Here is a 23,842-nt window from a genome sequence, read left to right as displayed (position 1 = left end):
TTTTCTGAAAGTGAGGTGGAAAAATGAAAGCAGGCCCAATGGTAAAAATGATGGTTTCAATGAGTATTTTTGGTTCAATTGGCTTTTTCTCCACACAAACTGGACTTCCTTCTTTTGATTTAGTATTTGTTCGCTGTATTTGTGCAACGCTTTTTCTCGGAATGTGCTGGTTTGTAACCGGTGAATATAAAAGGGAGAAATGGAATGCCAAAGAAATAAAGCAGATTTTACTGTGCGGCATATTCCTTGTGTTTAACTGGGTGTTTCTATTTAAAGCATTTGAAATGATGTCCGTTACGGTAGCTATTTCTATTTATCATCTTGCACCCGTCTTAGTATTGCTTCTGGGAAGCTTTATCTTTAAGGAGAAATTAACAGTTCTTGGCGTTATGTCTATTTTCACTTGTTTTGTGGGAACACTTCTGATTATTGGGGTGAAGGAACTTACGATTGATGGCTTCATGTCTTCAGGAATACTGTGGGCGCTTTTAGCCGCTTTGTTTTATGCATGCACAACGCTGCTTGGCAAAGGAATTATTCATACGAGTGCTTACGCTGTTACATTTATTCAGACTTTTTTAGGGATTTTTTTATTATTGCCGTTTGTTCATTTTAGTGATTTTCATTTCTTAACAGCGGCCAATTGGACAGCTATTTTGGTAACGGGCTTTGTACATACTGGTTTAGTGTATTATTTGTTTTTCGACAGCTTGCGTTACTTAAAAACTCAGGTGATTTCGGCTCTAGTGTTTTTAGATCCAGCCGTTGCTATTTTATTAGATACAGCATTCACGGGATTTCGCCCGACGCTTTTTCAGCTGGCAGGCATTGTTTTGATCTTTTTAGGAATGCTTTTTACTTTGAAGCCAAAACCTTCATCTAAAAAAAGTATTTCCAATAGCAAGATTAAAAAAATCACATAGAATTTCTATTTCATCTGCAGGTCTTCATTTATTAGAAAAAGGGGAGCTAGTCATGAAAGTCAGTAAGCAAAACGCAGAACACTACGTGTGGGGAGGGAAATGCGATGGGTGGCACCTAGTGAAAAATAAAGACGTAAGTATTATTCATGAGCGCATGCCTCCTCATACGAAAGAGGTAAGGCATTATCACACGAGAGCACAGCAATTTTTCTTTGTGCTAAAAGGAACAGCTGCTCTAGAAGTAGACGGAATTATTTATGATGTAAAAGCACATGAAGGAATAGAAGTGCTTCCGTCCATTCTTCATCAAATGATGAATCGTTCGAGCGAAGAGATTGAGTTTCTAGTTATTTCACAGCCCTTTGCACACGGAGACCGCATAGCTGTTGATGAAGATAAAGACTAAGCATAGATCAGTCTATTTTTACTAGTCCTAACAGCAAGCGAAGAATAACGTCCAGTACAATAGTACCTTTTCATTCAGTATGTGAAATATTATGCCTAATAAAATAAAAATACTTTTATTGCAGAGCAGAAATGTGGTAAATTAATATGTATGCAATATAGGGAGAACAAAATTTACAAATTAACAATTGTGTAATATTAACATCACGATAAAAAATAAGAGATTACAAGTTGAAATGTAAATTTTGTAGATGACTAAAAAAAGAGATGAAGATGATATTGTTTGACAAATTGAATCATTTTCAGGTAATCTTTTGCAGGACGTAACCGTTACGATTTAATGTAGGGGACTTTCCTGAGGTTAGCTGAACATGAAATCTCTACTTTTTAGTGAAAGGAATTTGAAAATGAAAAAACTATTTTCAAAGCCGTTGTTTTACTTTTTTATAGCGGTTTTATTCATGTGGATCAAGTCTTACATGTCTTACAAAGTGGAGTTCAACTTAGATATAAGTGACTCAATGCAAAAAACGTTATTGTTTATTAATCCAATTAGTTCAACTTTGATCTTTTTAGGGTTAGCATTGTTTGCAAAAGGGAAAAGAGCCATCGTTTGGACGCTTATCCTTAGTACAATCATGACGGTCATTTTGTACAGCAATATTTTATATTATCGATTCTTCAATGACTTTGTGACATTGCCTACTTTAACGCAAACAAGCAATGCGGGTCATTTAGGAGGCAGTATCGCTGATTTAGTAAAAGCTCACGATATTTTTTACTTTGTAGATATCGTTTTACTGATTGCGCTATTGTTTGTTAGAAAAATCGAATGGCCAAAAGCACGCCTTAAATTCCGCTATACGTTCATGGTACTAGCGGCAGGAGCTATCGCTTTTGCAATTAACTTGCACTATGCTGAAAAAGATCGCCCTGAATTACTAACAAGAACATTTGATCGCAACTACCTAGTGAAATATTTAGGAGCATACAACTATACGGTGTATGATGCAGTTCAAACGTTTAAAAACTCAAAGCAGCGAGCATTCGCAAGCAGTGATGACTTAACAACAGTGAAAAACTTCAGTACAAGTCACTATGCAGCTCCAAATATTGAGTATGCCGGTAAAGCAAAAGGAAAAAACATTATTAAAATTCATCTAGAATCATTTCAGTCATTCCTGATTAACTACAAGTTAAACGGGCAAGAAGTAACGCCGTTTTTAAACTCATTAGCAAATGGAAATGAATTTATGTATTTTGATAACTTCTTCCATCAAACAGGACAAGGTAAAACAGCTGATGCAGAGCTTATGATGGATACATCATTATACGGCTTGCCTCAAGGATCAGCATTTAGCTTAAAAGGCCGCAACACGTACCAAGCAGCACCAGCGATCTTAGATCAAGAGGGCGGCTATACAAGTGCCGTTTTACACGGAGACTATAAAACGTTCTGGAACCGTAATGAAATTTATAAACAGTTCGGTGTGGATAAATTCTTTGACGCAAGTTATTACAATATGACTGGTGATAACAAAGTAAACTATGGATTAAAAGATAAGCCATTCTTCAAAGAATCTATGCCAATGCTACAGTCATTGAAGCAGCCTTTCTATGCGCATATGATTACATTAACAAACCATTTTCCATTTGTCCTTGATAAAGGCGATGCTAGCATTGAGCCGGCAAACACAGGAGATGGAACGGTAGACCGTTATTTCCAAACGGCTCGTTATTTGGATGAATCACTGCAAGAATTCTTTACAGAGCTAAAAGCTTCAGGCTTATATGACAACTCAGTTATTATGATTTACGGTGACCACTACGGTATTTCTGAAAATCATAACAAAGCAATGGAAAAAGTTCTTGGCGAGAAAATTACGCCATATAAAAACGCTCAGCTTCAACGCGTACCGTTCTTCCTTCACGTACCAGGCGTAAAAGGTGGAGTGAACCATACGTACGGCGGTGAAATTGACGTAGTACCTACGCTTCTTCACTTAGTGGGAATTGATAGTAAAGAGTATGTTCAATTCGGTACAGATTTATTATCAAAAGACCATGATCAGGTAGTAGCATTTAGAAACGGTGATTATGTTTCTCCGAAATACACGTCAATTGACGGCAAGTATTACGATACAAACACGGGAGAAAGAATCACAGCAACAGATGAAGCGAAGGCTTATAAAAAGAAAGTTGGAAGAGAGCTAGAACTTTCTGATAAAGTGTTATACGGTGATTTATTACGATTTAATAAATTAGATGACTTTAAACCGGTCGATCCATCAAAATACATGTATGGAAAAGACCAAGAAACAGAAAAGTAATGTAAGCTTTCACACCATACAATCCAAACAAGCAAGTAGAGGAGCTTTTTAAAAGCTTAGCTACTTGCTTGTTTTATGAGAACTTCATTGAAAAAGAAAGCTGGTGACAGAAACGTGGAGCGAACAAGACGCAAAAGAAGAAGAAGAGTTCGATGGGGCAGAGTGTTCTTTGCTTTGTTGTTTCTTTTTCTTATCATTGGAGGCATATACAGCTATTTCCAATATAAGCAAGGGCTATCGATGGCAAGCGATGGTAAATTTGCGGATGACGGCACGACATTTGAACAGTTTCAAGGCAGTCTCCCAAATAACGGAGAAGTAAATATGCTGCTGTTAGGAAGTGACTCGCGCGGGGAAAAGCATTCTCGTACAGACTCTATTTTAATTGCTCACTACGATTCTAAAAGCAAACACCCGAAAATTGTTTCCCTTATGAGGGATATGTACGTGGATATTCCAGGACACGGCAAGCAAAAGCTGAATGCTGCTTACGCGTTCGGAGGTCCTGAGCTGCTGCGTCAAACGATCAAACAAAATTTTGATATCGATATTAACTATTATGCAGTTGTGGACTTCGAAGGGTTTTCAAAAATTGTAGATACGATTGCACCTGATGGCATTAAAGTAACCGTGCCTCACGATATGTCTTCAGGAATTGGTATGACACTTCACAAAGGTACCCAAGTTTTACACGGTGAACAACTGCTTGGCTACGTGCGTTTTCGTCATGATAACATGAGTGATTTTGGACGCGTTCAACGTCAGCAAGAAGTCGTTTTAAAGCTTAAAGAAGAAGTAGCAAGCCTAAACAGCGTGTTTAAAATACCGAAGCTTCTCGGCGTAATGGATCCTTATATCGATACAAATTTAGATACAAAAAGCATGATGCTTCTGGCTAAAGATGTGGTAACAGGAAACATGAAAGATGTTCAAAGCCTGCGACTGCCGTTAGATGGATCGTTTGAAAACAAAACGTATAGCGGTGTGGGTATGGTGCTTGATATTGATTTAGACAAAAATAAAGAAGCGCTGCAAGAATTCTTAAATGACAAATAAAGAAAAGCCTCGAGATGCATTTCTCGAGGCTTTTTCCTTATACATAGACGATGATGCGTTTGAATGACGTAATTAAACTGGTCACTATACCGGAGCATACAACAATGAATAATGAATAAATAGCTGTATCGTTTTGAAGCAGTAAAATACCTGAAATAATAATAGATGCGTCAATCACTAAAATAATGATGCCGGGGTTTAAAGATAACCATTTCGCAAGTATCAGAGAAAATAAGTCGACCCCGCCTTGACTTGCGTGCTGCCGGAGCATGATGCCGGTTCCAATTCCGTTAAAAACACCTCCAAGGCAAGCGCTTAAGATAATGGGAAGGTGAAAAATCCCGTGAAGCGGAAACAACAAATCAATCATAACGGCTGAGAGAACCATGCCATAGATAGCATTTAAAAAATAAGAGCGGTTAAAACCTAGGGCGAGAAGGTAAATCGGCAAGTTCAAGCAAAAAATCATCACACCTACTTTATAGCCGAGTAAATAATTAATGATTAAACTAATTCCCGTAATGCCTCCTGTTACAAGCTGAAGCGGAAGAATAAAAACGTTAATTCCAATACTAACAAACACACTGCCAATTCCAATTGCAATCAATTTTTTATACATGCTGTCTCATCCTTGTCTATGAATCTCTTTATATGTATATGAAGACAAGCCGAGTTTCAGCACAAGGAACGCTTTAGAAACCATAATGAACGGATTAAATATATGCAAAGGAAGCTGTTTGAAAATGCAAATGTGTTGCATAAACATGGTTCACCATAGACAATAAGAACTAACGAAGAAGGTAAATGGAGGAGAAAAAATTGATCGTTCGAAAAGCTAGAGAAGAAGAAACATCATTTATTGAAACAGTGACGCTTGCTGCTTATGAGCAGTATGCAGCTGTAAAATCAGAAGCACACTGGAAAAGATATCGAAAGGGAATTTTACATACCCTGAGTGAAGAAAAGAAATTTGAGTGCATTGTAGCTGAAATCGATGGAGAAATGGCAGGAAGCGTTTTGTTTTATCCGCCGAATACGGATGTATACGGCGGATTGTTAAAGCCATTTCCATGGGCCGAAATTCGTCTGCTGGCAGTTGCTCCGTCTCATCGCCGAAAAGGAGTCGCCAACGCGCTTCTTGAAGCGTGTGAAAAAAAATCTCGGGAGCTAGGGTGTTCTTATTTAGGTTTACATACAGATCATTCAATGGAACATGCCATTAAGCTGTACACTAAAAGAGGTTACGTTCGCTTTCCTGATAACGATTTTTATCCGGTAAAAGATTTGCATGTTATGGCATTTAGAAAATCCGTTTAATAAAAAAGCCTTTGAAATCATTGATTTCAAAGGCTTTTTTGAGATTCTGAATTTAAAATGACAAAAGCGAGAAAAAGAATAGCAGAAGCTAGCCAAACTGCTTTTGTCCCCAGGGTAAAAGTAGAAATAGAACCTAACAATGCACCGCTCAAAAAAGAGAGGATAATGGCGGTAAAACGAAGGCACTGATAAGCAGCGTTTTCATCGCGTTTGAATATAGCATAGTATGCTGCTTGAGAAGCAGTACGAAGGTTTCCGGTTGTCATGGTTGTATTATATGACCATTTTATCAAAGTTCTAAATGAAGAAACTTGAAGAGCAGCAACAAATGAAATTGTTACTGTAACCAACATATTAGAAACACTAGACGGTAAAAAACCAACGATAATGAGTACGACAATTTCTAAAAGCAATACGATACGAGAAGTATCAGGGAGTACAGATACAAATCGCGGCTGCTTAAATGTTTCGGTTACAGCAACACCTAGGATAAAGGCTACAATAGGGGGGATATGAAGAAAAGCTTCTGTCCATTGACCTTGCGCTGCCTTTACACCTAATAAGACGATATTTCCACTTTGTGCATTTGCGAATACTCCGTTTCTGCTTATATACGTATAAGCATCAAGAAAACCTCCCACAATAGCTAACAAAATTCCAAGGATAACTGAATTTGCCGTTGCAGCTTTTTTGAATCGTTTCGTTAATTGTAAAAAGTAAGATGATTTATTTGTGAGCATGTCTTCTTTCTGCCTCCTGAAAATCTAAGGTGCATTATCTAGTATAAGCAAAAGAAAAGCTTTTCTTCAATTACTGCGATTTCATAGAAAAAAGATAGGGTAGGTCCCTATCTTTTTTGTTATTTATATAACGTGACGATTCCAGTGGCGGTGAGCTGAAATAGCTTCAATAAATTCATCTGTAAAGCGTGTAGTTTCTCCAGTTACGACACCGGGACTGCTATCTAAACCAGCAGCTTTTAGCCACTTAACACCTTCATCCGTCGCGCCAATTGGTTTAAAATGCTCGAATGCTTCTTGAGCAAACGTCAGTGCTTCTTTACGAAACTTCTCATCAGCCGAGGCGCTTCCGACAACATAAACCGCATCGAATAAAACAGAATCACTTGTTAAGAACGTGTGCTGTACTTCAAGTTCTGACCCGTCTGTTCCTTTTACGTTTTGGAGGGTCGTGCTTACAATTTCAGGCTGAATGCCCTGTTGTTTTAAACTGTTTAACACTTGTGGTAGGTCACTGCTAAAGTCATTCGCTACAATGACAGCTACTTTACGCGTATTCGGCTTTTTAATCGTCTGTTCCTGACTAAGAGCCGGAGATGACTTGGTCACTGGCGCGTCTGTTCCTGATGGAGGCGTTGCACCAATCGCTTGTGCTACTTGTTTAGCTAGCACTGTACTGACGTTGGCAAACATATCAACAACTTGCTGCTGAACAGACTTGCTTTTCACTTTTCCAAGCTCAAAGCTAAAAGCACTGATAATATGCTCTTTTTCAGTGTCGCTCATGCTATTCCAAAATAGCGTTGCCTGTGAAAAGTGGTCTTTAAAACTTTCGCTTCGGCTTCGAACTTTTCTTCCTTCCACTTTTTCTTGATAGTGAGCATAACCGCCCTCTGACTCTGGTACAGGAGCCGGGGTATTGGCTGCTAGAGAGTTTCTGTGATAGCTGACAGGCCCTTTGTTAATCGTTTGACGTCCGTAACCGTCTCGTTGATTGTTATGAAACGGGCATACTGGACGGTTGATTGGAAGTTCGTGAAAATTCGGACCGCCAAGACGAATAAGCTGGGTATCCGTGTATGAAAACAATCTTCCTTGTAAGAGAGGGTCATTGGAAAAATCAATTCCCGGTACCACATGCCCCGGATGGAATGCGACTTGTTCCGTTTCGGCAAATACGTTGTCTACATTTCGATTTAAGGTCATTTTTCCAACCAATTTGACGGGAATGTCTTCTTCTGGCCAAAGCTTAGTTGGATCGAGAATGTCAAAGTCGAACTTAAATTCATCTTCTTCATCTATGATTTGAATGCCTAGCTCATATTCAGGATAGTCTCCGTTTTCAATCGATTCCCATAAATCGCGGCGATGAAAATCAGGGTCTTTCCCAGAAATTGTTTGAGCCTCGTCCCAAACAAGGGAATGCGTTCCGAGCACAGGCTTCCAGTGGAATTTGACAAAATGAGCTTTTCCTTCTGCATTAACTAAGCGAAAAGTATGTACGCCGAAGCCTTCCATCATACGCAAACTGCGTGGAATTGCACGGTCTGACATTGACCACATGACCATGTGAGCAGACTCTTGGTTATTGGCGACAAAATCCCAAAACGTATCATGTGCTGAAGCTGCCTGCGGCATTTCATTGTGTGGCTCAGGCTTAACAGCGTGAATTAAATCTGGGAATTTGATCGCATCTTGGATAAAGAACACGGGAATGTTATTTCCAACTAAGTCATAGTTTCCTTCTTCTGTATAAAATTTTGTTGCAAAACCACGGGCGTCGCGCACCGTTTCAGCTGAACCTTTAGAACCTGCTACAGTAGAAAAACGGACAAATACAGGTGTTTTTACAGACGGATTCTGTAAAAATTTAGCTTTTGTATATTCACTGAGCGAGTCATACAGTTCAAATTCTCCGTGAGCAGCAAAGCCTCGTGCATGAACGATGCGTTCAGGAATGCGCTCGTGGTCAAAATGCGTCATTTTTTCACGGAAATGAAAGTCTTCCATAAGGGTTGGACCGCGTTCACCTGCTGTCAAAGAAAATTCATCTTCGGAAAGCTTTAACCCTTGATTGGTTGTGAGCGCTTGGTTTCGATCATCTGTTTTAAACTGCTCGAGCTGTTCTTGCTTGCTTTTTTCATTTACAGGGTGCTTTTTTGTCATACATGTCTTCCTCCTTGATCTTCAGTTAATAATCATTACAAAATGTGTACCCTATCAAAAGTTGAAGCAAACAGAAATGTTGGAATTTTTTCGTAGGAAATCCGTTATTTTCTTGTTATGATTATGAATAAGTATTCATAAATACAAAAATAAAAGGAGAGGGGATACATAGATGAAAACACGGGTAACAGATTTATTAGGGATTCAATATCCAATTGTACAAGGAGGTCTTGCGTATTTAGCGTACGCAGAACTTGCGGCTGCTGTCTCAAATGCAGGCGGGCTTGGACAAATTACGGCTATGACGCTCCGAACACCTGAGAAACTTCGAGCTGAAATTAAAAAAGTACGTTCTTTAACTTCGCGTCCTTTTGGCGTTAATTTTGCTGTTGGAGGTCAAACAGAAGGTTCTTATAAAGAACTTCTCGACGTAGCAGTAGGAGAAAGTGTGCCGGTTGTTTCCATAACAGGAGCAAATCCCGCACCTATTTTTGAGAGAATAAAAGGAACGGGAATTAAAACGCTCGTACTGGTAGCCAACGTGCGTCAAGCTCAAAAAGCTGAGAAGCTGGGAGCAGATGCTGTCATGGCAGTGGGGCAAGAAGCAGGAGGACATATCGGACGTGAGGATCTAGGCACAATGGTATTAATTCCTCGAGTAGCTGCGGCTGTGTCAATTCCGGTCCTAGCAAGCGGAGGGATTGGAAACGGACAAGGATTATTGGCAGCGCTATCATTAGGCGCTGAAGGGATAGAAATGGGAACACGTTTTATTGCGACAAAAGAATGTGTAGATGCCCATGATGCGTATAAACAAGCCATTATAGAAGCGAAAGAAACCGATACTGTGGTTATTAAACGTTCGTTCGGAGCACCTGGACGCGTATTGAAGTCCCACTACACTCTTGACATTATTAAGCGTGAGGAGCAAGGAGAGAGGTACGAAGAGTTAAAAGACGTCATTAGCGGAGGGGCAAACTGCAGGTATATTTATGAAAATAAAATTGATGAAGGCTATGGATGGGCAGGCCAAGTCGTTGGACTGATTGATAGTATCCCAACGGTGCAAGAGCTTTTTGACAGTATGAGAGAAGAAGTAGAAGCCGGTTCTGAACGACTGCTGAGTATCGTAGAAAAGAAGTAGAGATACAAGCCGTCATACTGCAGCAATTATTCGCATATTTATAATCTATATCTCTAAATGAGGTGAGAGAATGAAAAGGATGCGAGCATTTGCTATTATGACGTTTTTAGTAGTAGGTTCAGGGTATGCAGTTTTCACTAAAAAAGAAGAAGTTTTCAAGACTCAGCAAGCACAAGTGTACGAAGAAGCAAAGCCTGTTATTAAACAAATGGACAAACTGGATATTTGGCATAAAATCAGCAGCGGTTTAACTGAAGCGGGCTATGAATCAAGGGGCGTGAATTCTTCCCTTTATTCAAAAGACAGAGTAGAGCTGGATGTGTATATGGAGCCTTCCGTTTCAGCTGATGCCAAAACGCAAGAAACGATTAAACAAATGGTATATAAAATACTCGAAGAAAATAAGTTTCAGCAAAAGGCCTTTCATGTAACAATTAAATTCCTGCCCGAAAAACAAGCAAAATAGACTTGTCTCGGCCAGGAAATTTTTTTGTTAAATTGCTTTTTCATTGGCGGCTGGAATACTCTCTGGGAGAGAAATTTCAGCATTTTTGGGCTGATACGCAATTTTTCCGTCCAGCACATCATTTGCTTTTTGTAGATCTAATAAATTTTCCCATTGTGCGATAATAAAAGCAGCTACTGCATAACCAATAATATTAACTGTGGTCCGGTAATTACCCATAAAGCGATCAGGAGCGAGCATCAGAGCAACGGCTGCTACGGGAATGGATCCGGTTGCTGCTGCAGTAGCAGAGAGAGCAACAAAGGCTGAGCCTGGAATGCCAGCCATTCCTTTAGATGTAAGAAGAAGAACACCAAGCATTAAAAGCTGATCAGTGAGGCTCAAATCCACGCCCGTTGCTTGTGCTAAAAAGACGAGGGCAAGAGACAAGTAAATGGAAGCACCGTCTAGATTAAACGAATAGCCCGTAGGTACAACAAGGCCAACGACTGCTTTGTTGCATCCTGCTTGTTCGAATTTATCCATGAGCTGCGGCATAACGGCTTCAGTGGAACCCGTAGCAAATGCCAGCATAATTTCTTCTCGTATATATAGAATGACTTTCCACAAACTTAATTTTAAATAGATTCGTAAAATAACAGCTAAAACGAGAACAAATGCGAGACAAGCAATTGTCATAGCGATAAATAGCTTTCCGAATGCAGCAAGTGTTCCAAGACCGTACTGACTAACTGCAAATGCCATGGCACTAAACGTGGCAAGAGCCGTTAATTTCATAATGTATCCCATAATTTTAAACAACACATCATTTACTTTTTCCAATACATTTAAAAGGGTCTCTGCTGTTTTTCCACCTATATGGACAAGCGCGATGCCAAACAAACAAGAAATTAAAAGTACTTGAAGCATGGAGTTGCTTGAAAAAGCACCAACTGCACTGTCTGGAATCATATTAAGAAAAAAATCACCTTCACTCGGAAGTTCGGAGCCGTTAGTCTTCGCGTCTACTTCGCTTGTGCTTAAGCTTGAAGGATCAACATTCATACCGGTGCCGGGATTCATTACGTTTGCTACTAATAGACCGATCAATAGAGCGAATGTTGTGACAATTTCGAAGTAAAGAATGGTTTTTCCGCCGATACGCCCAACTGTTTTAATGTTTCCAACCTTGGCAATTCCAACAACGACTACTCCAAAAATAAGAGGAGCAATCAGCATTTTGATAAGCTTAATAAAACCGTCTCCAATCGGTTTCACAGCATTTCCAAAGCTTGGCCACAGATATCCTACAGCTATTCCAAGTACAATTGCCATCATAATTTGAAAGAAAAGACCTTTATAAAAAGGTTTTTGCTTACTTTTTGCCGCTGCTTGTGTCATGTGTTCTCCCTTCGTCGTACAATTTTTAAAATATCACAATAGATGTAATGTTTTTTTACATTTTAACGTAAGGTTGTTTGGAGTGTCATTGGTCTCTTTGACTAAAATTCAATAAAAATATTAGTTGAAGTGTATAAGAAGGGAAAGGAAGTGGTTTAAAACATTATTATTTTTAATGCAGATCTTTAAAAAAACTAATAAAAAGCACATGCAAAGGCATGTGCTTTTTATTAGTTAAATTAATTTAATTCCGCTAATTAGAATGATGGTTGCCATAATGGCTTGAAGCGGTCTTGAAGGCACTTTCGTTGATAAACGGCTTCCGATTAACACACCTGGAATAGATCCAGTTAATAGGTTAGCAGTCAACATGTAATCCACGCTTCCAAAGCTTGCATTTAAAATACCAGCCACCGTAACGAGAAGAAACGCGTGTGCAATATCAGTTCCAACCAGCTCAGATGTTTTGAGCTTAAATAAGTACAGCATCGCAATCGCAAATAATGAGCCCGAACCAATCGATGTTAGTCCGACAATGAATCCAAAGACTACGCCAATTCCGATTGTTAATCCTTTTTTCTGATTTAAGTCCATTTCCTGAAATCGATTTGGACGAATTAATTTATCGAAAAAGACGCGAAAGATAATTGAAATGGCAACCAGTGTCATGACGTATCCAAGAGCGTGCTTAATAATCGTTTCTTGATGCTCGTGAAAAGATGGAAATGCATGAAGTGTGACAATAGCCAGCACAGCGCTCGGAATACTTCCGAAGGCTAAATATTTTGCTAATTTAAAGTTAATGGTTCGCTGTTTGTAGTGCTGAGCGACTCCGAATAATTTTGTGATAGAATTGTAGACAAGATCTGTTCCTACGGCAATGGAAGGGTTAATGCCGAGAACAATCAGTAAAGGTGTTAATAAAGCGGCACCTCCAACCCCCGTTAAGCCTACAAGGGTTCCAACGAATAATCCCATTAAGGTAATTGATAGTTCCATATTTCGTCCTCCTACTCTCAAAACCAAGTACATTGATCTGATTATAGAGCATTGTAGCTCATATGTAAATAAAATTCTGAATATTTTTAGTGAAGTTGAAAAGGTTTTCTTAGCCTTCACTATTTTAGGGAACGGACGATAAAGTGATAGGAAGTTGTAAAAAAGTAAATAGAATACGTTTATTTATCTATGATTACGCTCTAATTTGTGTTACAAATGTAAATGCAATAAAAGAGTTTATTTTTATCTCATTTGAAAGACCGGTGAATGCATGAGTTTTGTCACGAAAGATTTGTTAATTAATTTTTTATTTATTTTATTGGCGCTGTTTTTAGTACAGATGTTTTATTTAATCAAGTATGCTAAAAAAATTCATTGGTGGAAAGATCGTTATATCGCGGTATTTCCGATTTTAGCTATTACCTTCTGCCTTTTGTTTCCGGTTAACGGAGCTTATGTCCCGGATGACTATCGAATGGATCTTCGAAGAATTCCTTATATTTTAGGAACGTTATATGGAGGCTGGCCGCTAGGAAGCTTGCTTTTTGTCTTTATTTTACTGCTGCGCTTGCTAATTGGCGGGTATGATGTAGGGTTTTTATCAACATTAATTGCTCTTCCGATTTTATCCATTCCTTTATTTTTCCTAACAAAATACTTTTTACATTTCTCATTAAAAAATAGAATTATCGTGAGCACCTGTCTTAGTATAATCGGTTCTTTATTAGCTATGCTTGTATCTATTTTTGTCTTGCACGTCACAAGCATTCCTATTAGCGTGTGGGTTCAATTCGCGATTTTAGATGTAGCAGGCATGTTTGTAATTACCATACTGTGGGAAGCGATACGGGCAAATTTACTAGTGCTGCAGCGCCTGATGAAAGCAGAGAAACTAGAAATTGTCAGTCATTTAGCTGCCAGCATCTCTCATGAAGTACGAAATCCTCTAACGGCAAGCAGAGGATTTATGCAAATGCTGCAAGAAGATGAAAAAGAACCTGCTAAAAAACGCTACATTTCCATTGCGATTAATGAACTAGACCGCGCAAAAGAAATCATTGATGATTACTTGCTGTTTGCCAATTCTGCACCAGAACGAAATGAAAAAATGAATATTTCAGAAGAGATTCATCACGTCACCCATATTATGACTCCTCTTGCTAATATGAATGGAGTCGCGATTGATTTTACATTTGATGAAGAAGTGAAGTGCTTCGTAATGGGAGAAAGAAGAAAGCTTCAGCAGTGTTTAATCAATTTATTTAAAAATAGTATTGAAGCGATGCAAGACGGAGGCACGTTAACTATTAAAGTAGGAAAAGAAGGCGGAGCTGTTATTGTGGATATTATTGATACGGGCTGCGGCATGACGCAAGAACAAATCAACCGGCTAGGTGAACCGTATTTTACAACAAAAGAAAAAGGTACGGGACTTGGAACGATGGTATCTTTCAGCATTATTCATTATATGAAGGGAAAAGTGAGTGTGTCTAGCGTAAAAGGAAAAGAAACGTGCTTTTCACTTGAGTTTCCACTTTGTGAATAAAAAGGTCGGGACAAAAGTTATTTAGTTGAAGGAAGATCCGAATGCGTTTGATTCTTGAGGGAGAATCAAACGCATTCGGATTTTTTCATTGGCAGGGTAAATGTAGGTTTCATCTATTTAGTCGCTTCTAGCGGTTGATGGGAGGGCAAGGCGAAGACTCTTGCAGGAAAAGCGGCACAGGTGAGAGCCCACAGGAGCGTACGCGACGAGGAGGCTTACCGGCCGCCCGCAGAAAGCGAAGTCTTGCACGGAAATTAACTGCGATTTCTCAAGCGATTCAGCTCATGTATCCCATTTATTCGACTTTAAATTGGAATGATTTAGTTACGTCTTAACCTCTTTTTAATGAAGTTCACTCACATACTGATCAATCATCGTCTGTAAATCCTCTAGCGTTGTCTTACTTTCGTCGACAGACAGCTGCTTTAACGATTGAAGGGCACTATCAACAACAAACTTGCGGGGATTTGATTGTTTAAACAGCTCTTCTTCAATAAAACTAATAAGCTCTGTGCATTTTTGACGTTCGAATTCATCCGTAAATTGTTTGTGAACCTGTTTTTTTAAATCGATAAGTGCTGCGGAAATGTCCTGTTCTATTTGATTTTTAGTATTGGGGCAAGATGGAAGCCATTCTTTAATCGTTTGCGGATCGAGCAAAATGTCTCTTGAATTTGCTACTTCGTCTACAAGAGGAAGCAGGCGCTTGACACTGTAGCTTATGATCTCATGTGGGTCAGTATTTGTGCCGTTAACCATAAAATTATAGTGAAAGTTGCGATGAAGCATGCCAAGAAACATAATTGCACAATCTAGCAGGTACGGTTTCTTTTCTTGTCCAAATAAATCAATGAACCGCTTGTAAAACCAGTTTACTTCAACAAACTGGGTTCTTTTTATGTATGCTTTTAAATCGGGATCATTGGAAACAAATACTTCTTCAAGTAATGTGAAAAATTTATGTTTATGATGGTTTTTCATCTGTGCATCAATCTGTTTAACAAATACATCTACATCGGTCAGGCTTTTACCAACCAGCAGCTGATTCCGCTCTTGTTCAATTGTTGTATGAAGCCAGGTAAAAACAGCGATTAATAATTCATTTTTTGAAGAAAAATAGTTGTAGAATGTTCCTTTCGAAATGCCGCTATAATCAATGATGTCTTGAATAGATGTAGCTTGAAATCCTTTTTCAACGAAGAGATGGTGTGCATTTTTTACAACTTGCTCTTTTCGGTTATTCATTATTATCACCTGAATGTAAAATTAGACTCATGGTCCAACTTTATGATACATGATTTAAAACGTTTACACAAATGTTCTTTTCAAAAAATGGACGATATCACGACAATATATTGATATAAAAGGATTATAGAACTGAAAAAGTCGATAAAATAAAGGACATGAACGCAAGATTTTTCGCTTGCATAAATTGAACTCACAGTATAATATACTCTATGTAGAACATATGTCTAAAAAAATGAACTTATAGTATAAGGAGGTACAATAATGAGTCAATCGATAAATCAAATGGAAAAGCCGCCTTATGGCATAATTGCTATTTTGTTAATTGGCGCTTTTATCTCATTGTTGAATGAAACGTTATTAAATGTGGCGCTTCCGTCTATTATGAAAGACTTAGATGTGACAACGTCAACTGTCCAGTGGCTTTCTACTGGTTATATGTTAGTGAATGGTATTATGATTCCAACTACCGCTTTTTTAATTCAGCGCTATTCTGTCAGAGGCTTATTTTTAACGGCGATGACTTTATTTACAGCAGGAACAATACTTGCCGGTGCTTCGCCCGTATTTTCGGTCTTGTTAACCGCTCGTATTATCCAAGCATCAGGCGCAGCCATTATGATGCCGCTTTTAATGAACGTATTGCTCACAAGTTTTCCGTTAGAAAAACGCGGAGCTGCGATGGGGATTTTCGGTTTAGTTATGATTTTTGCTCCGGCAATTGGCCCTACCTTATCAGGGTGGCTAATTGAACACTATGAATGGAGAATGCTGTTCCACCTTGTTACGCCAATCGCTGCAATTGTATTAATAGGGGCTTTCTTTCTATTAAAAGACAAAAAAGAAAAAGTGGAAATCAATTTGGATTTTTTATCTCTTTTGTTATCTACAATTGGATTTGGAGGACTTCTATACGGATTTAGCTCAGCAGGGGATAAAGGCTGGGATTCTGTGGAAGTGTACGGCACGATTATCGTAGGAGCTGTGGCTCTGATTTTATTTATTACGCGTCAGTTCAAGCTTAAAACACCTATGCTTGAATTCCGCATTTTTAAATATCCAATGTTTGCTTTATCATCAACGATTTCAATGGTGATCACAATGGCATTATTCTCAGCCATGCTGCTAATGCCAATTTATGTTCAAACGGTACGAGGCATTTCTCCGCTTCATTCAGGATTACTAATGCTTCCAGGTGCGCTGCTAATGGGCGTGATGTCACCGATAACCGGGAAATTATTTGATAAATTCGGAGCGCGTGCACTAGCTGTAACGGGTCTAACGATTACAGCCGTTACGACGTATTTCTTCAGTAACTTAGAGCTTGATACGACGTATACAACGCTTATTACGCTTTACACGCTTCGCATGTTCGGAATGTCTATGGTGATGATGCCGGTTATGACAAACGGATTAAATCAGCTGCCGCAGCGCTTTAATCCTCATGGTACTGCGATGAATAACACGCTTCAACAAGTATCGGGAGCTATTGGTTCGGCTCTTTTAGTAACGGTGATGTCAAACCGTACAGCTACGCATGCAAAAGAGCTCGCTCAAGATGCAATGAGCGGAGCGGGAGCAGCGAATGCAACCGCAGCCGGGGCAGCTCAAATGAAAGAACAGATTGGGATGCAGGCAATGGTACAAGGGATTAACGATGCGTTTGCCGTCTCAGTAGTACTAGTGGTGGTTGCCTTAATTCTTTCATTGTTTATGAAACGCGCAATGCCGGCAAGTGAAGATGAAGTGGTAAAGGAAAAAGCAGGACGCGAGCAGTTTGCTAAATGAAAAAGAAATCCCCGCTGAGACAGCGGGGATTTCTTTAGCTTGTATATCTAAAGCTTAAGCCCATTTTCTTTAATAATTTCCGGTAGCCGATGGACGTTTGATCAGCCATAATATGCGCTTCCATCTGCAGGTCTAAAGGCAAGTCCTCAGGTTTTTGGTTTTCAACCATTTCACGGTCTTCGTCAAAGACCCGAAGGTTAAAGTCATACACACCTTCAACGGGAGAATCTTTGTCAAAGTTTCGAGCGATTGGTGCGAATAAACGTGTTTCGCGGGCTGAAATAGGAGAGACTGCATTCATAATCCACAGCTCTGCGCCTTCTGGGAAGTATACTTTTAGCGTAGCTGTAAACGGCGGATAAACATCAAAGACGCGAAGCCATTTAAAATCAGGTGGATTTAAATGCTGCTGTTCTTTGGAATAATTGCTCACGGTGCTTGTATATTCTACATGAAGCCCATAATCTGTATCGCTTACTTTATATTTAGGCACAAAGGCGTTGTTTCGATCACCAAATGTGTCCGTGTGAACCCAGGCAAAATGAGCTACGTCTAAAAAGCCTTCCATTTGACGACCGGCCGAACCCATGATATCAAAGCTCGGACAAACAATCTGCTGAAAATCAGGATCCTCCCACGCATCGAAGTAAGGCAGGTTATCTTGTTCTCCTGTCAGGGAAGTCCACACTAATCCAAATCGTTCAATAACTGGATAGACGGCCATACACAAGCGGGGAGAAATGTTGGCATCAGGGTGAGCTGGAATCGACGTGCATGCGCCGTCCGTTGCATAGCGGAAGCCGTGGTAAGGACAGACAATTTCATCATCTTCCACCCAGCCCATGCTAAGCGGGGTGCCTCGGTGAACGCATAAATCACGAGCTGCTACTACTTTGCGTGTGGTACGGTATAGAACTAGATTTACATCTAGCAGTTTTACGGACGTTGGTTTCTCTGTTACATCACTGCAGCGTGCGACGGGGTACCAATACTTAGCGAGCGTCGTCCAATCTTCCAGGCTGAACGTGCAGTCTCTTGGGTAGGGAGTTGCCGTTTTTGATTTTGTCATGGTTGGTTGTTGTTCCATCTATTTTCTTCCCTTCTTTTGTAAGCTCTTTTACTAAGGGTAATATAAAAAAAGAAAATTCACACAATTTATGTAAGGAGTTCTAACATAAAATATGGAACTTTGTAGAAAGTGAGAATTTCAGAAGACGCAAATTAGAGAATATATCAATAAAAAAAATTAAAAAAGCGCTTCCTAAATGAATTTAAACGTGATATAATTTTCCAAGACGCTGGTGTAGCTCAGTAGGTAGAGCACTTGCATGGTAAGCAAGAGGTCGCAGGTTCGATCCCTGTCGCTAGCATACTAAAAAACCTTCTTTCTTGTTGAAAGAAGGTTTTTTTATTTGTGTCGGCTTTAAAATTATTCTCCAAATTATTCTTTCCTGCCTTGTGAAAACTTTAACAGTTTGATAGCCTTACTAGGAGGCTGTGAGAAAATATGTGTATCTTTCCCACTATGTCTTATGAATCATATTTAGAAATATTCTTAAAAGAATGTTTATTGCCTCTAAGTATTGGGTACACGAAACTAGGGCTTAAATTTCAACAGGGAGTGTGAACGATAATTTGATTACGTTTAAGAATGTGTCAAAGCAATATCCAGACGGTACGACCGCCGTGAAAAATATTAATCTAGAAATTAAAGAAGGAGAGTTTTTCGTTTTAATTGGTCCGAGTGGATGTGGGAAAACAACCACCTTAAAAATGATTAACCGTCTCCATGATATTACCGAAGGAGAACTATACATAAAAGATAAGCTCGTATCGGACCACAACATACATGAGCTGCGCTGGAACATTGGCTATGTCCTGCAGCAGATTGCTCTTTTTCCTCATATGACCATTGCTGAAAATATAGCCATTGTACCCGAGATGAAGCATTGGAAGAAAAACAAAATCAAAACGCGTATTGATGAACTGCTTACCTTGGTAGGACTAGACCCGAAGCAGTATCGAAACCGAAAGCCGTCTGAGCTCTCAGGTGGCCAGCAGCAACGTGTAGGTGTAGCACGTGCCCTCGCAGCTGATCCCCCCGTTATTTTAATGGACGAACCCTTTAGTGCCCTCGATCCGTTAAGCCGCGAACAGCTTCAGCAAGATGTTATTAGCTTAAAAGAAAAAATCAAAAAAACATTTGTGTTTGTTACGCACGATATGAGCGAAGCCATGACGCTTGGAGATCGTATCTGCCTAATGAAAGATGGGGAAATTGTTCAAGTTGGAACCCCTGAGGAATTCATTCAAAAGCCTAAAAATGAATTTGTAAAAACATTTATTGGGAATCAAGGAAATACTTTATTTGAGACATTGGATATGTTTGTCAAAGAAAGTGAACAGCCAGACGTAGAACCTACTGAAGAGCTAGCTTCAACCGCTACTGTTCAGCAGGCAATGGACGCCCTTTACGACCATGAAGCAATAGCCGTGAAAAAAGGGAGCAAACGTATTGGCGTTGTAACGCGCAAAACTCTATTAGCGTTTCTTTCTGATAAAACGAAAGAAGGAGGAACGCTGTAATGAATGCACTAAGCACATTATTAGATCAACGAGGAGATGCACTGTTTCAAGCTCTTCTTGAACACATTCAAATTTCAGTACTGGCTCTTGTTATCGCCGTATTAATTTCAGTGCCGCTCGGACTGTACTTAACGAGGCATGACCGCATTGCTGAACCGATCATTGGTGTAACAGCCGTACTGCAAACCATTCCTTCACTCGCTTTATTAGGATTACTGATTCCTCTTGTCGGAATTGGAACCTTTCCCGCGGTTATTGCACTGTTTTTATATTCGCTTCTTCCTATTGTACGAAATACATATACCGGAATTAAAGAAGTGGACCCATCTTTAATTGAAGCATCCAAAGCCATGGGGATGAACTCATGGAGACGATTAATTAAAGTAGAACTTCCTCTAGCGCTTCCTGTCATTATGGCCGGAATTCGCACAGCGATGGTACTCATTATTGGTACAGCAACAATCGTGGCTCTTATCGGAGCGGGCGGACTCGGAAGCTTAATTTTGCTTGGTATTGACCGAAGCGATAATAGTTTGATTTTATTAGGAGCCATTCCAGCAGCATTATTAGCGCTTATTTTTGATGGAATTCTGCGAACGATTGAACACTCAGCTAAAAAAGGGTCCAAAAAACGCTCGTTTATTATGATCCTCGTATTAATACTCATTCTTGTTTCTCCGTTTGCAGCGATGAGCGCAACAAAACCAGACCTTGTTATCGGAGGGAAAATTGGTGCAGAACAAGATATTTTAATTAATATGTACAAAGAATTAATTGAAGATCAAACCGATATGAAAGTAAATCTTCGTTCGTCGCTTGGGAAAACGGTATTTGTATTTGAGGCTCTGCGTAACAAGGAAATTGATTTGTACCCTGAATATACGGGTACAGCCATTGTGACGCATCTAAAGGAACAGCCGGACAGCAAAGATGAAACAGAGGTGTACAAGCAGGCAAAAGAAGGATTTCAAAAGAAATTCGGCCTTGTCTATTTAGATCCAATGAAGTTTAATAATACGTACACATTGACCGTGACAAAAGAATTTGCCAAAGAAAACAATCTAACGACTGTTTCAGATTTGGCAAATGCAACAGATAAAGTAAAAGCAGGATTTACGCTTGAGTTTAAAGATCGTGAAGACGGCTATGTAGGCATTCAAAAAGAATATGGTCTTACCTTCCCGAATATTAAAACGATGGAGCCGAAGCTTCGCTATCGCGCTGTAGAAAAAGGCGATATTAACATGCTTGATGCTTACGCAACGGACCCTGAAATCAAACAGTTTGGTTTAAAAGTCTTAAAAGACGATCAGCAGTTCTTCCCTCCGTATCAAGGAGCGCCTGTGCTTCGTGAAGATACGCTAAAAGAGCACCCTGAACTGAAAAAAATCTTAAATCAACTGGGCGGTAAAATCAGTGATGACGAAATGCGTGAAATGAACTATCAAGTAAATGCGAAAGGAAAAACGGCTGAAGAAGTTGCTCATCAATTCTTAGTGAAAAAAGGATTAATTAAAGAGTGAAAACGAAGAAAAAAGCTAGGACAACAGTATGTTAGTTGAAAGAAGATCCGAATGATGAATCGTTCGGATCTTTTTAGTTTAGTTGTTTGTAGCAGTTGATTCATATTCGATCATTTACACCATTGGTCCATCTTTAGATTGACGTGATTTCGTTATGTCTCAATCTCTTTTTAATGCGAGAGAAGCATTAATGAAAATGAGGTCTTATGAACAAGCTAAAGGTACCAAATTTGTTTTCTGATGGAAGGAAGGTGCTTTTATGAATTCATTTTTTAGGTGTCATCCTGTACAACATTCCTTTCAGCTTTTTTCAGTTGAACACCTTGTAACTTTAGCTATTATCGTGATCATAGGAGCATTTATTTTTTTGTGTCGAAAGCAGCTGCGAAAAAAGAGGTTTGTGTTTATTTTGCTTTCACTTATTCTAATTGCTTCAGAAACATCCTACCAGGCTTGGGAAATCGGATGTCATCGGTGGTCTGCTGAAACTTCCTTGCCTCTTCAGCTCAGTGATATAGTCGTGCTGCTGGCTGCTGTTATGCTGATAACCAAAAGCAGGTTTCTTTTTTATTTTGTGTACTTCGCCGGAATCAGCAGCTCTGTTCAAGCGATGATTACCCCAGACCTTGGCGGCTATGCGTATGCCCAGTTTTGCTATGTGCAGTTTTATGTATCGCATGGCGGTGTGGTACTTGCTTGCTGTATGCTAATTGCTGTCTGCAAATATGAGCCAACGTTTCGTTCTTTATGGGTAAGCGTAGTAGTTGTTAATCTGTACGGAGGTTTTATCTATGTCATGAATCGTTTACTCGGGGCGAATTATTTATACATGATGAAAAAGCCAGAGCACGCTTCCTTGCTGGATGTTCTTGGACCTCATCCTTGGTATTTAGTATGGATTGAAGGAATTATGATTCTTAGCTTTCTTGTCCTTTATCTGCCGTTTTGGGTACATAAAAAAATTAAAGGTGATAAAAGCAAAGTCAATTTTGTTGAAGCAAAATGATAATACTGGTAGTTTATAAGTGTAAACTAACTCGGATTTCCTGAAGTAAAAGGAAAGAATGACTGAATGAGCCGTGAGAGGCAAGCGTAAAAAATAGAAAAGAACAAAGCAAGCACAGACATCAGAAGGAGAGTATCAAAATGAAAACACTGGTTATTTTAGCGCATCCAAACTTAGCATCTTCTCGCATTAATAAAGCGTGGGCAGAGCGAGTAAAAAAAGAAGAGAATGTGTACGTTCATGATTTATACGCAAACTATCCCGATTTTAAAATTGATGTAGAAAAAGAGCAGGAGTTAGCTGTTCAATTCGATCGTATTGTTTTTCAATTTCCATTTTACTGGTACAGCTCACCAGCACTCTTAAAAGAGTGGCAAGATGTTGTCTTAACATACGGATGGGCTTATGGAAGCAAAGGTACTAAACTTCAGGGAAAAGAGTTTGTCGTAGCTACTTCGACAGGAGGACCTGCGGAAGCTTATCAAGAAGGGGGATACAACCGCTACCCAATGAATCATCTGCTTCTTCCGTTTCAAGCTACGGCAAATTTAACAGGTATGAAGTTCCAAACACCATTTCTATTTCAAGGAGCAGGCGGTGAGCTGAGCGAAAAAGTCATTCAAGATAGTGCTGAAAGCTACGCTCAATTACTAAGGTAATAAAAAAAGCCGCGTTAACGCGGCTTTTAATTTACATTTGTTCGTGAAAAAGAAGTAAGCAGCTTTTGAGGAGCGATATCTAATCCTTCAATTAGTAATCCTGTCATAGCCGTTAGACTCCCGACTTCAAATGATTCCCCCGCTCTCCAAAATGCGGATTCACCTTGTTTGATATAAATTTTCAGTCCGTTATCGCCAGCTACCCAGCCTTCCCCGTGAACGACTAGTAGAAGCTGTGGAATCGTAGCTTCTTGACGGGGGGTATAATCATTTTCTTGAAAAGATAAAAAGCTGATTTTGACATCTCCAGTATGAGAAAGCAATGGGTTTACTTTATAGGTAGAATGAAGAAAGGAACGCTCTTCTTCAGATTGAAAACCATATAATTTCATACGTTCATCTCCTTGAATCAAAAATATAAAAAAGAAGTCCTTCTCTTTTCATATACGCCTGTAACAGCAAAAATAGAACTTCAAAGAAATAGCTGTTTCCTGGAAAATGACTTCATTTTTTGTCGAAGCTGAAAATTTTTTGAAGGATAGGGAGGAAAAACAGAAGTTTTT

Annotated in this window: 22 protein-coding genes and 1 tRNA gene; 15 read left to right on the top strand and 8 right to left on the bottom strand. The window is 39.4% G+C overall.

Features of this window, described 5'->3' with window-relative positions; genetic code table 11:
• Window positions 1-23: 23 nt before the first annotated feature.
• From AC3WJG_RS03730 to AC3WJG_RS03715, 4 genes are all read left to right on the top strand, one after another.
• The gene (locus AC3WJG_RS03730) at window positions 24-923 is read left to right on the top strand and encodes a DMT family transporter (RefSeq protein ID WP_102812930.1); all 900 of its coding nucleotides are present in this window, start codon (window positions 24-26) and stop codon (window positions 921-923) included.
• Between the two features lie 52 nt (window positions 924-975).
• Complete coding sequence (locus tag AC3WJG_RS03725) at window positions 976-1,329, top strand: cupin domain-containing protein (protein ID WP_028410967.1); 354 nt, start codon at window positions 976-978, stop codon at window positions 1,327-1,329.
• 406 nt (window positions 1,330-1,735) lie between these two features.
• Window positions 1,736-3,658 (top strand): lipoteichoic acid synthase, encoded by a 1,923-nt coding sequence (gene ltaS, locus AC3WJG_RS03720; RefSeq protein WP_028410968.1) that lies wholly within the window; start codon window positions 1,736-1,738, stop codon window positions 3,656-3,658.
• A gap of 75 nt (window positions 3,659-3,733) precedes the next feature.
• Window positions 3,734-4,714 carry an LCP family protein gene (locus AC3WJG_RS03715; RefSeq protein ID WP_176524065.1) on the top strand — a complete coding sequence of 327 codons (981 nt, stop codon included), beginning with the start codon at window positions 3,734-3,736 and terminating at the stop codon, window positions 4,712-4,714.
• 37 nt (window positions 4,715-4,751) lie between these two features.
• Here AC3WJG_RS03715 and AC3WJG_RS03710 read toward each other — a convergent pair whose 3' ends face one another.
• Entirely contained in the window at window positions 4,752-5,333 is a 582-nt protein-coding gene (locus AC3WJG_RS03710; protein WP_013058630.1) for a YitT family protein, read from the bottom strand.
• Window positions 5,334-5,533: 200 nt separating this feature from the next.
• Here AC3WJG_RS03710 and AC3WJG_RS03705 point away from each other — a divergent pair, with 200 nt between their 5' ends.
• Window positions 5,534-6,031, top strand: a complete 498-nt coding sequence (locus tag AC3WJG_RS03705; protein ID WP_028410970.1) for a GNAT family N-acetyltransferase — start codon at window positions 5,534-5,536, stop codon at window positions 6,029-6,031.
• Between the two features lie 26 nt (window positions 6,032-6,057).
• Here the strand turns inward: AC3WJG_RS03705 and AC3WJG_RS03700 are convergent, their stop codons facing one another.
• Window positions 6,058-6,771 (bottom strand): YoaK family protein, encoded by a 714-nt coding sequence (locus AC3WJG_RS03700; RefSeq protein WP_028410971.1) that lies wholly within the window; start codon window positions 6,769-6,771, stop codon window positions 6,058-6,060.
• Between the two features lie 123 nt (window positions 6,772-6,894).
• A complete protein-coding gene (locus AC3WJG_RS03695) occupies window positions 6,895-8,937 on the bottom strand; it encodes a catalase (RefSeq protein ID WP_102812929.1) in 2,043 nt (680 codons plus the stop codon).
• Between the two features lie 172 nt (window positions 8,938-9,109).
• Between AC3WJG_RS03695 and AC3WJG_RS03690 the strand changes: the two genes are divergently transcribed.
• Both AC3WJG_RS03690 and AC3WJG_RS03685 read left to right on the top strand, forming a co-directional pair.
• Window positions 9,110-10,081, top strand: coding sequence for an NAD(P)H-dependent flavin oxidoreductase (locus AC3WJG_RS03690; protein ID WP_102812928.1), 972 nt, complete (start codon window positions 9,110-9,112; stop codon window positions 10,079-10,081).
• A gap of 70 nt (window positions 10,082-10,151) precedes the next feature.
• Window positions 10,152-10,547 (top strand): hypothetical protein, encoded by a 396-nt coding sequence (locus tag AC3WJG_RS03685; protein WP_013058625.1) that lies wholly within the window; start codon window positions 10,152-10,154, stop codon window positions 10,545-10,547.
• Between the two features lie 27 nt (window positions 10,548-10,574).
• On the opposite strand, the gene AC3WJG_RS03680 is transcribed toward AC3WJG_RS03685, so the two are convergent.
• Window positions 10,575-11,927 (bottom strand): cation:dicarboxylate symporter family transporter, encoded by a 1,353-nt coding sequence (locus AC3WJG_RS03680; protein ID WP_028410974.1) that lies wholly within the window; start codon window positions 11,925-11,927, stop codon window positions 10,575-10,577.
• A 234-nt stretch (window positions 11,928-12,161) separates the two neighbouring features.
• Entirely contained in the window at window positions 12,162-12,926 is a 765-nt protein-coding gene (locus AC3WJG_RS03675; protein ID WP_025750122.1) for a sulfite exporter TauE/SafE family protein, read from the bottom strand.
• Between the two features lie 271 nt (window positions 12,927-13,197).
• Here AC3WJG_RS03675 and AC3WJG_RS03670 point away from each other — a divergent pair, with 271 nt between their 5' ends.
• Both AC3WJG_RS03670 and AC3WJG_RS03665 read left to right on the top strand, forming a co-directional pair.
• A complete protein-coding gene (locus tag AC3WJG_RS03670; protein WP_028410975.1) occupies window positions 13,198-14,472 on the top strand; it encodes an ATP-binding protein in 1,275 nt (424 codons plus the stop codon).
• A gap of 137 nt (window positions 14,473-14,609) precedes the next feature.
• Window positions 14,610-14,807, top strand: coding sequence for a hypothetical protein (locus AC3WJG_RS03665; protein WP_098526134.1), 198 nt, complete (start codon window positions 14,610-14,612; stop codon window positions 14,805-14,807).
• Between the two features lie 7 nt (window positions 14,808-14,814).
• On the opposite strand, the gene AC3WJG_RS03660 is transcribed toward AC3WJG_RS03665, so the two are convergent.
• Complete coding sequence (locus AC3WJG_RS03660) at window positions 14,815-15,717, bottom strand: TetR/AcrR family transcriptional regulator (RefSeq protein ID WP_098526135.1); 903 nt, start codon at window positions 15,715-15,717, stop codon at window positions 14,815-14,817.
• 264 nt (window positions 15,718-15,981) lie between these two features.
• On the opposite strand from AC3WJG_RS03660, the gene AC3WJG_RS03655 reads away from it, so the two are divergent.
• A complete protein-coding gene (locus AC3WJG_RS03655) occupies window positions 15,982-17,505 on the top strand; it encodes a DHA2 family efflux MFS transporter permease subunit (protein WP_098331977.1) in 1,524 nt (507 codons plus the stop codon).
• A 34-nt stretch (window positions 17,506-17,539) separates the two neighbouring features.
• On the opposite strand, the gene AC3WJG_RS03650 is transcribed toward AC3WJG_RS03655, so the two are convergent.
• Entirely contained in the window at window positions 17,540-18,592 is a 1,053-nt protein-coding gene (locus AC3WJG_RS03650) for a Rieske 2Fe-2S domain-containing protein (protein ID WP_098526137.1), read from the bottom strand.
• Between the two features lie 210 nt (window positions 18,593-18,802).
• Between AC3WJG_RS03650 and AC3WJG_RS03645 the strand changes: the two genes are divergently transcribed.
• From AC3WJG_RS03645 to AC3WJG_RS03625, 5 genes are all read left to right on the top strand, one after another.
• Window positions 18,803-18,875 (top strand) — tRNA-Thr (locus AC3WJG_RS03645).
• A gap of 265 nt (window positions 18,876-19,140) precedes the next feature.
• Window positions 19,141-20,091 carry an ABC transporter ATP-binding protein gene (locus AC3WJG_RS03640; RefSeq protein ID WP_028410979.1) on the top strand — a complete coding sequence of 317 codons (951 nt, stop codon included), beginning with the start codon at window positions 19,141-19,143 and terminating at the stop codon, window positions 20,089-20,091.
• Window positions 20,091-21,614 carry an ABC transporter permease/substrate-binding protein gene (locus tag AC3WJG_RS03635; RefSeq protein WP_028410980.1) on the top strand — a complete coding sequence of 508 codons (1,524 nt, stop codon included), beginning with the start codon at window positions 20,091-20,093 and terminating at the stop codon, window positions 21,612-21,614. The genes AC3WJG_RS03640 and AC3WJG_RS03635 overlap by 1 nt, the downstream gene beginning before the upstream one ends.
• Window positions 21,615-21,873: 259 nt before the next feature.
• Window positions 21,874-22,620 (top strand): YwaF family protein, encoded by a 747-nt coding sequence (locus AC3WJG_RS03630; RefSeq protein ID WP_337133983.1) that lies wholly within the window; start codon window positions 21,874-21,876, stop codon window positions 22,618-22,620.
• 140 nt (window positions 22,621-22,760) lie between these two features.
• Complete coding sequence (locus AC3WJG_RS03625; RefSeq protein ID WP_060747166.1) at window positions 22,761-23,279, top strand: NAD(P)H-dependent oxidoreductase; 519 nt, start codon at window positions 22,761-22,763, stop codon at window positions 23,277-23,279.
• Between the two features lie 26 nt (window positions 23,280-23,305).
• On the opposite strand, the gene AC3WJG_RS03620 is transcribed toward AC3WJG_RS03625, so the two are convergent.
• Window positions 23,306-23,671 carry a hypothetical protein gene (locus tag AC3WJG_RS03620; protein ID WP_014458652.1) on the bottom strand — a complete coding sequence of 122 codons (366 nt, stop codon included), beginning with the start codon at window positions 23,669-23,671 and terminating at the stop codon, window positions 23,306-23,308.
• Between the last annotated feature and the right edge of the window lie 171 nt (window positions 23,672-23,842).

This window comes from Priestia sp. FW507-14D1A (assembly GCF_058781295.1).
The sequence above is the reverse complement of the archived record's forward strand: the minus strand, read 5'-3'. Positions and strand labels throughout refer to the sequence as shown.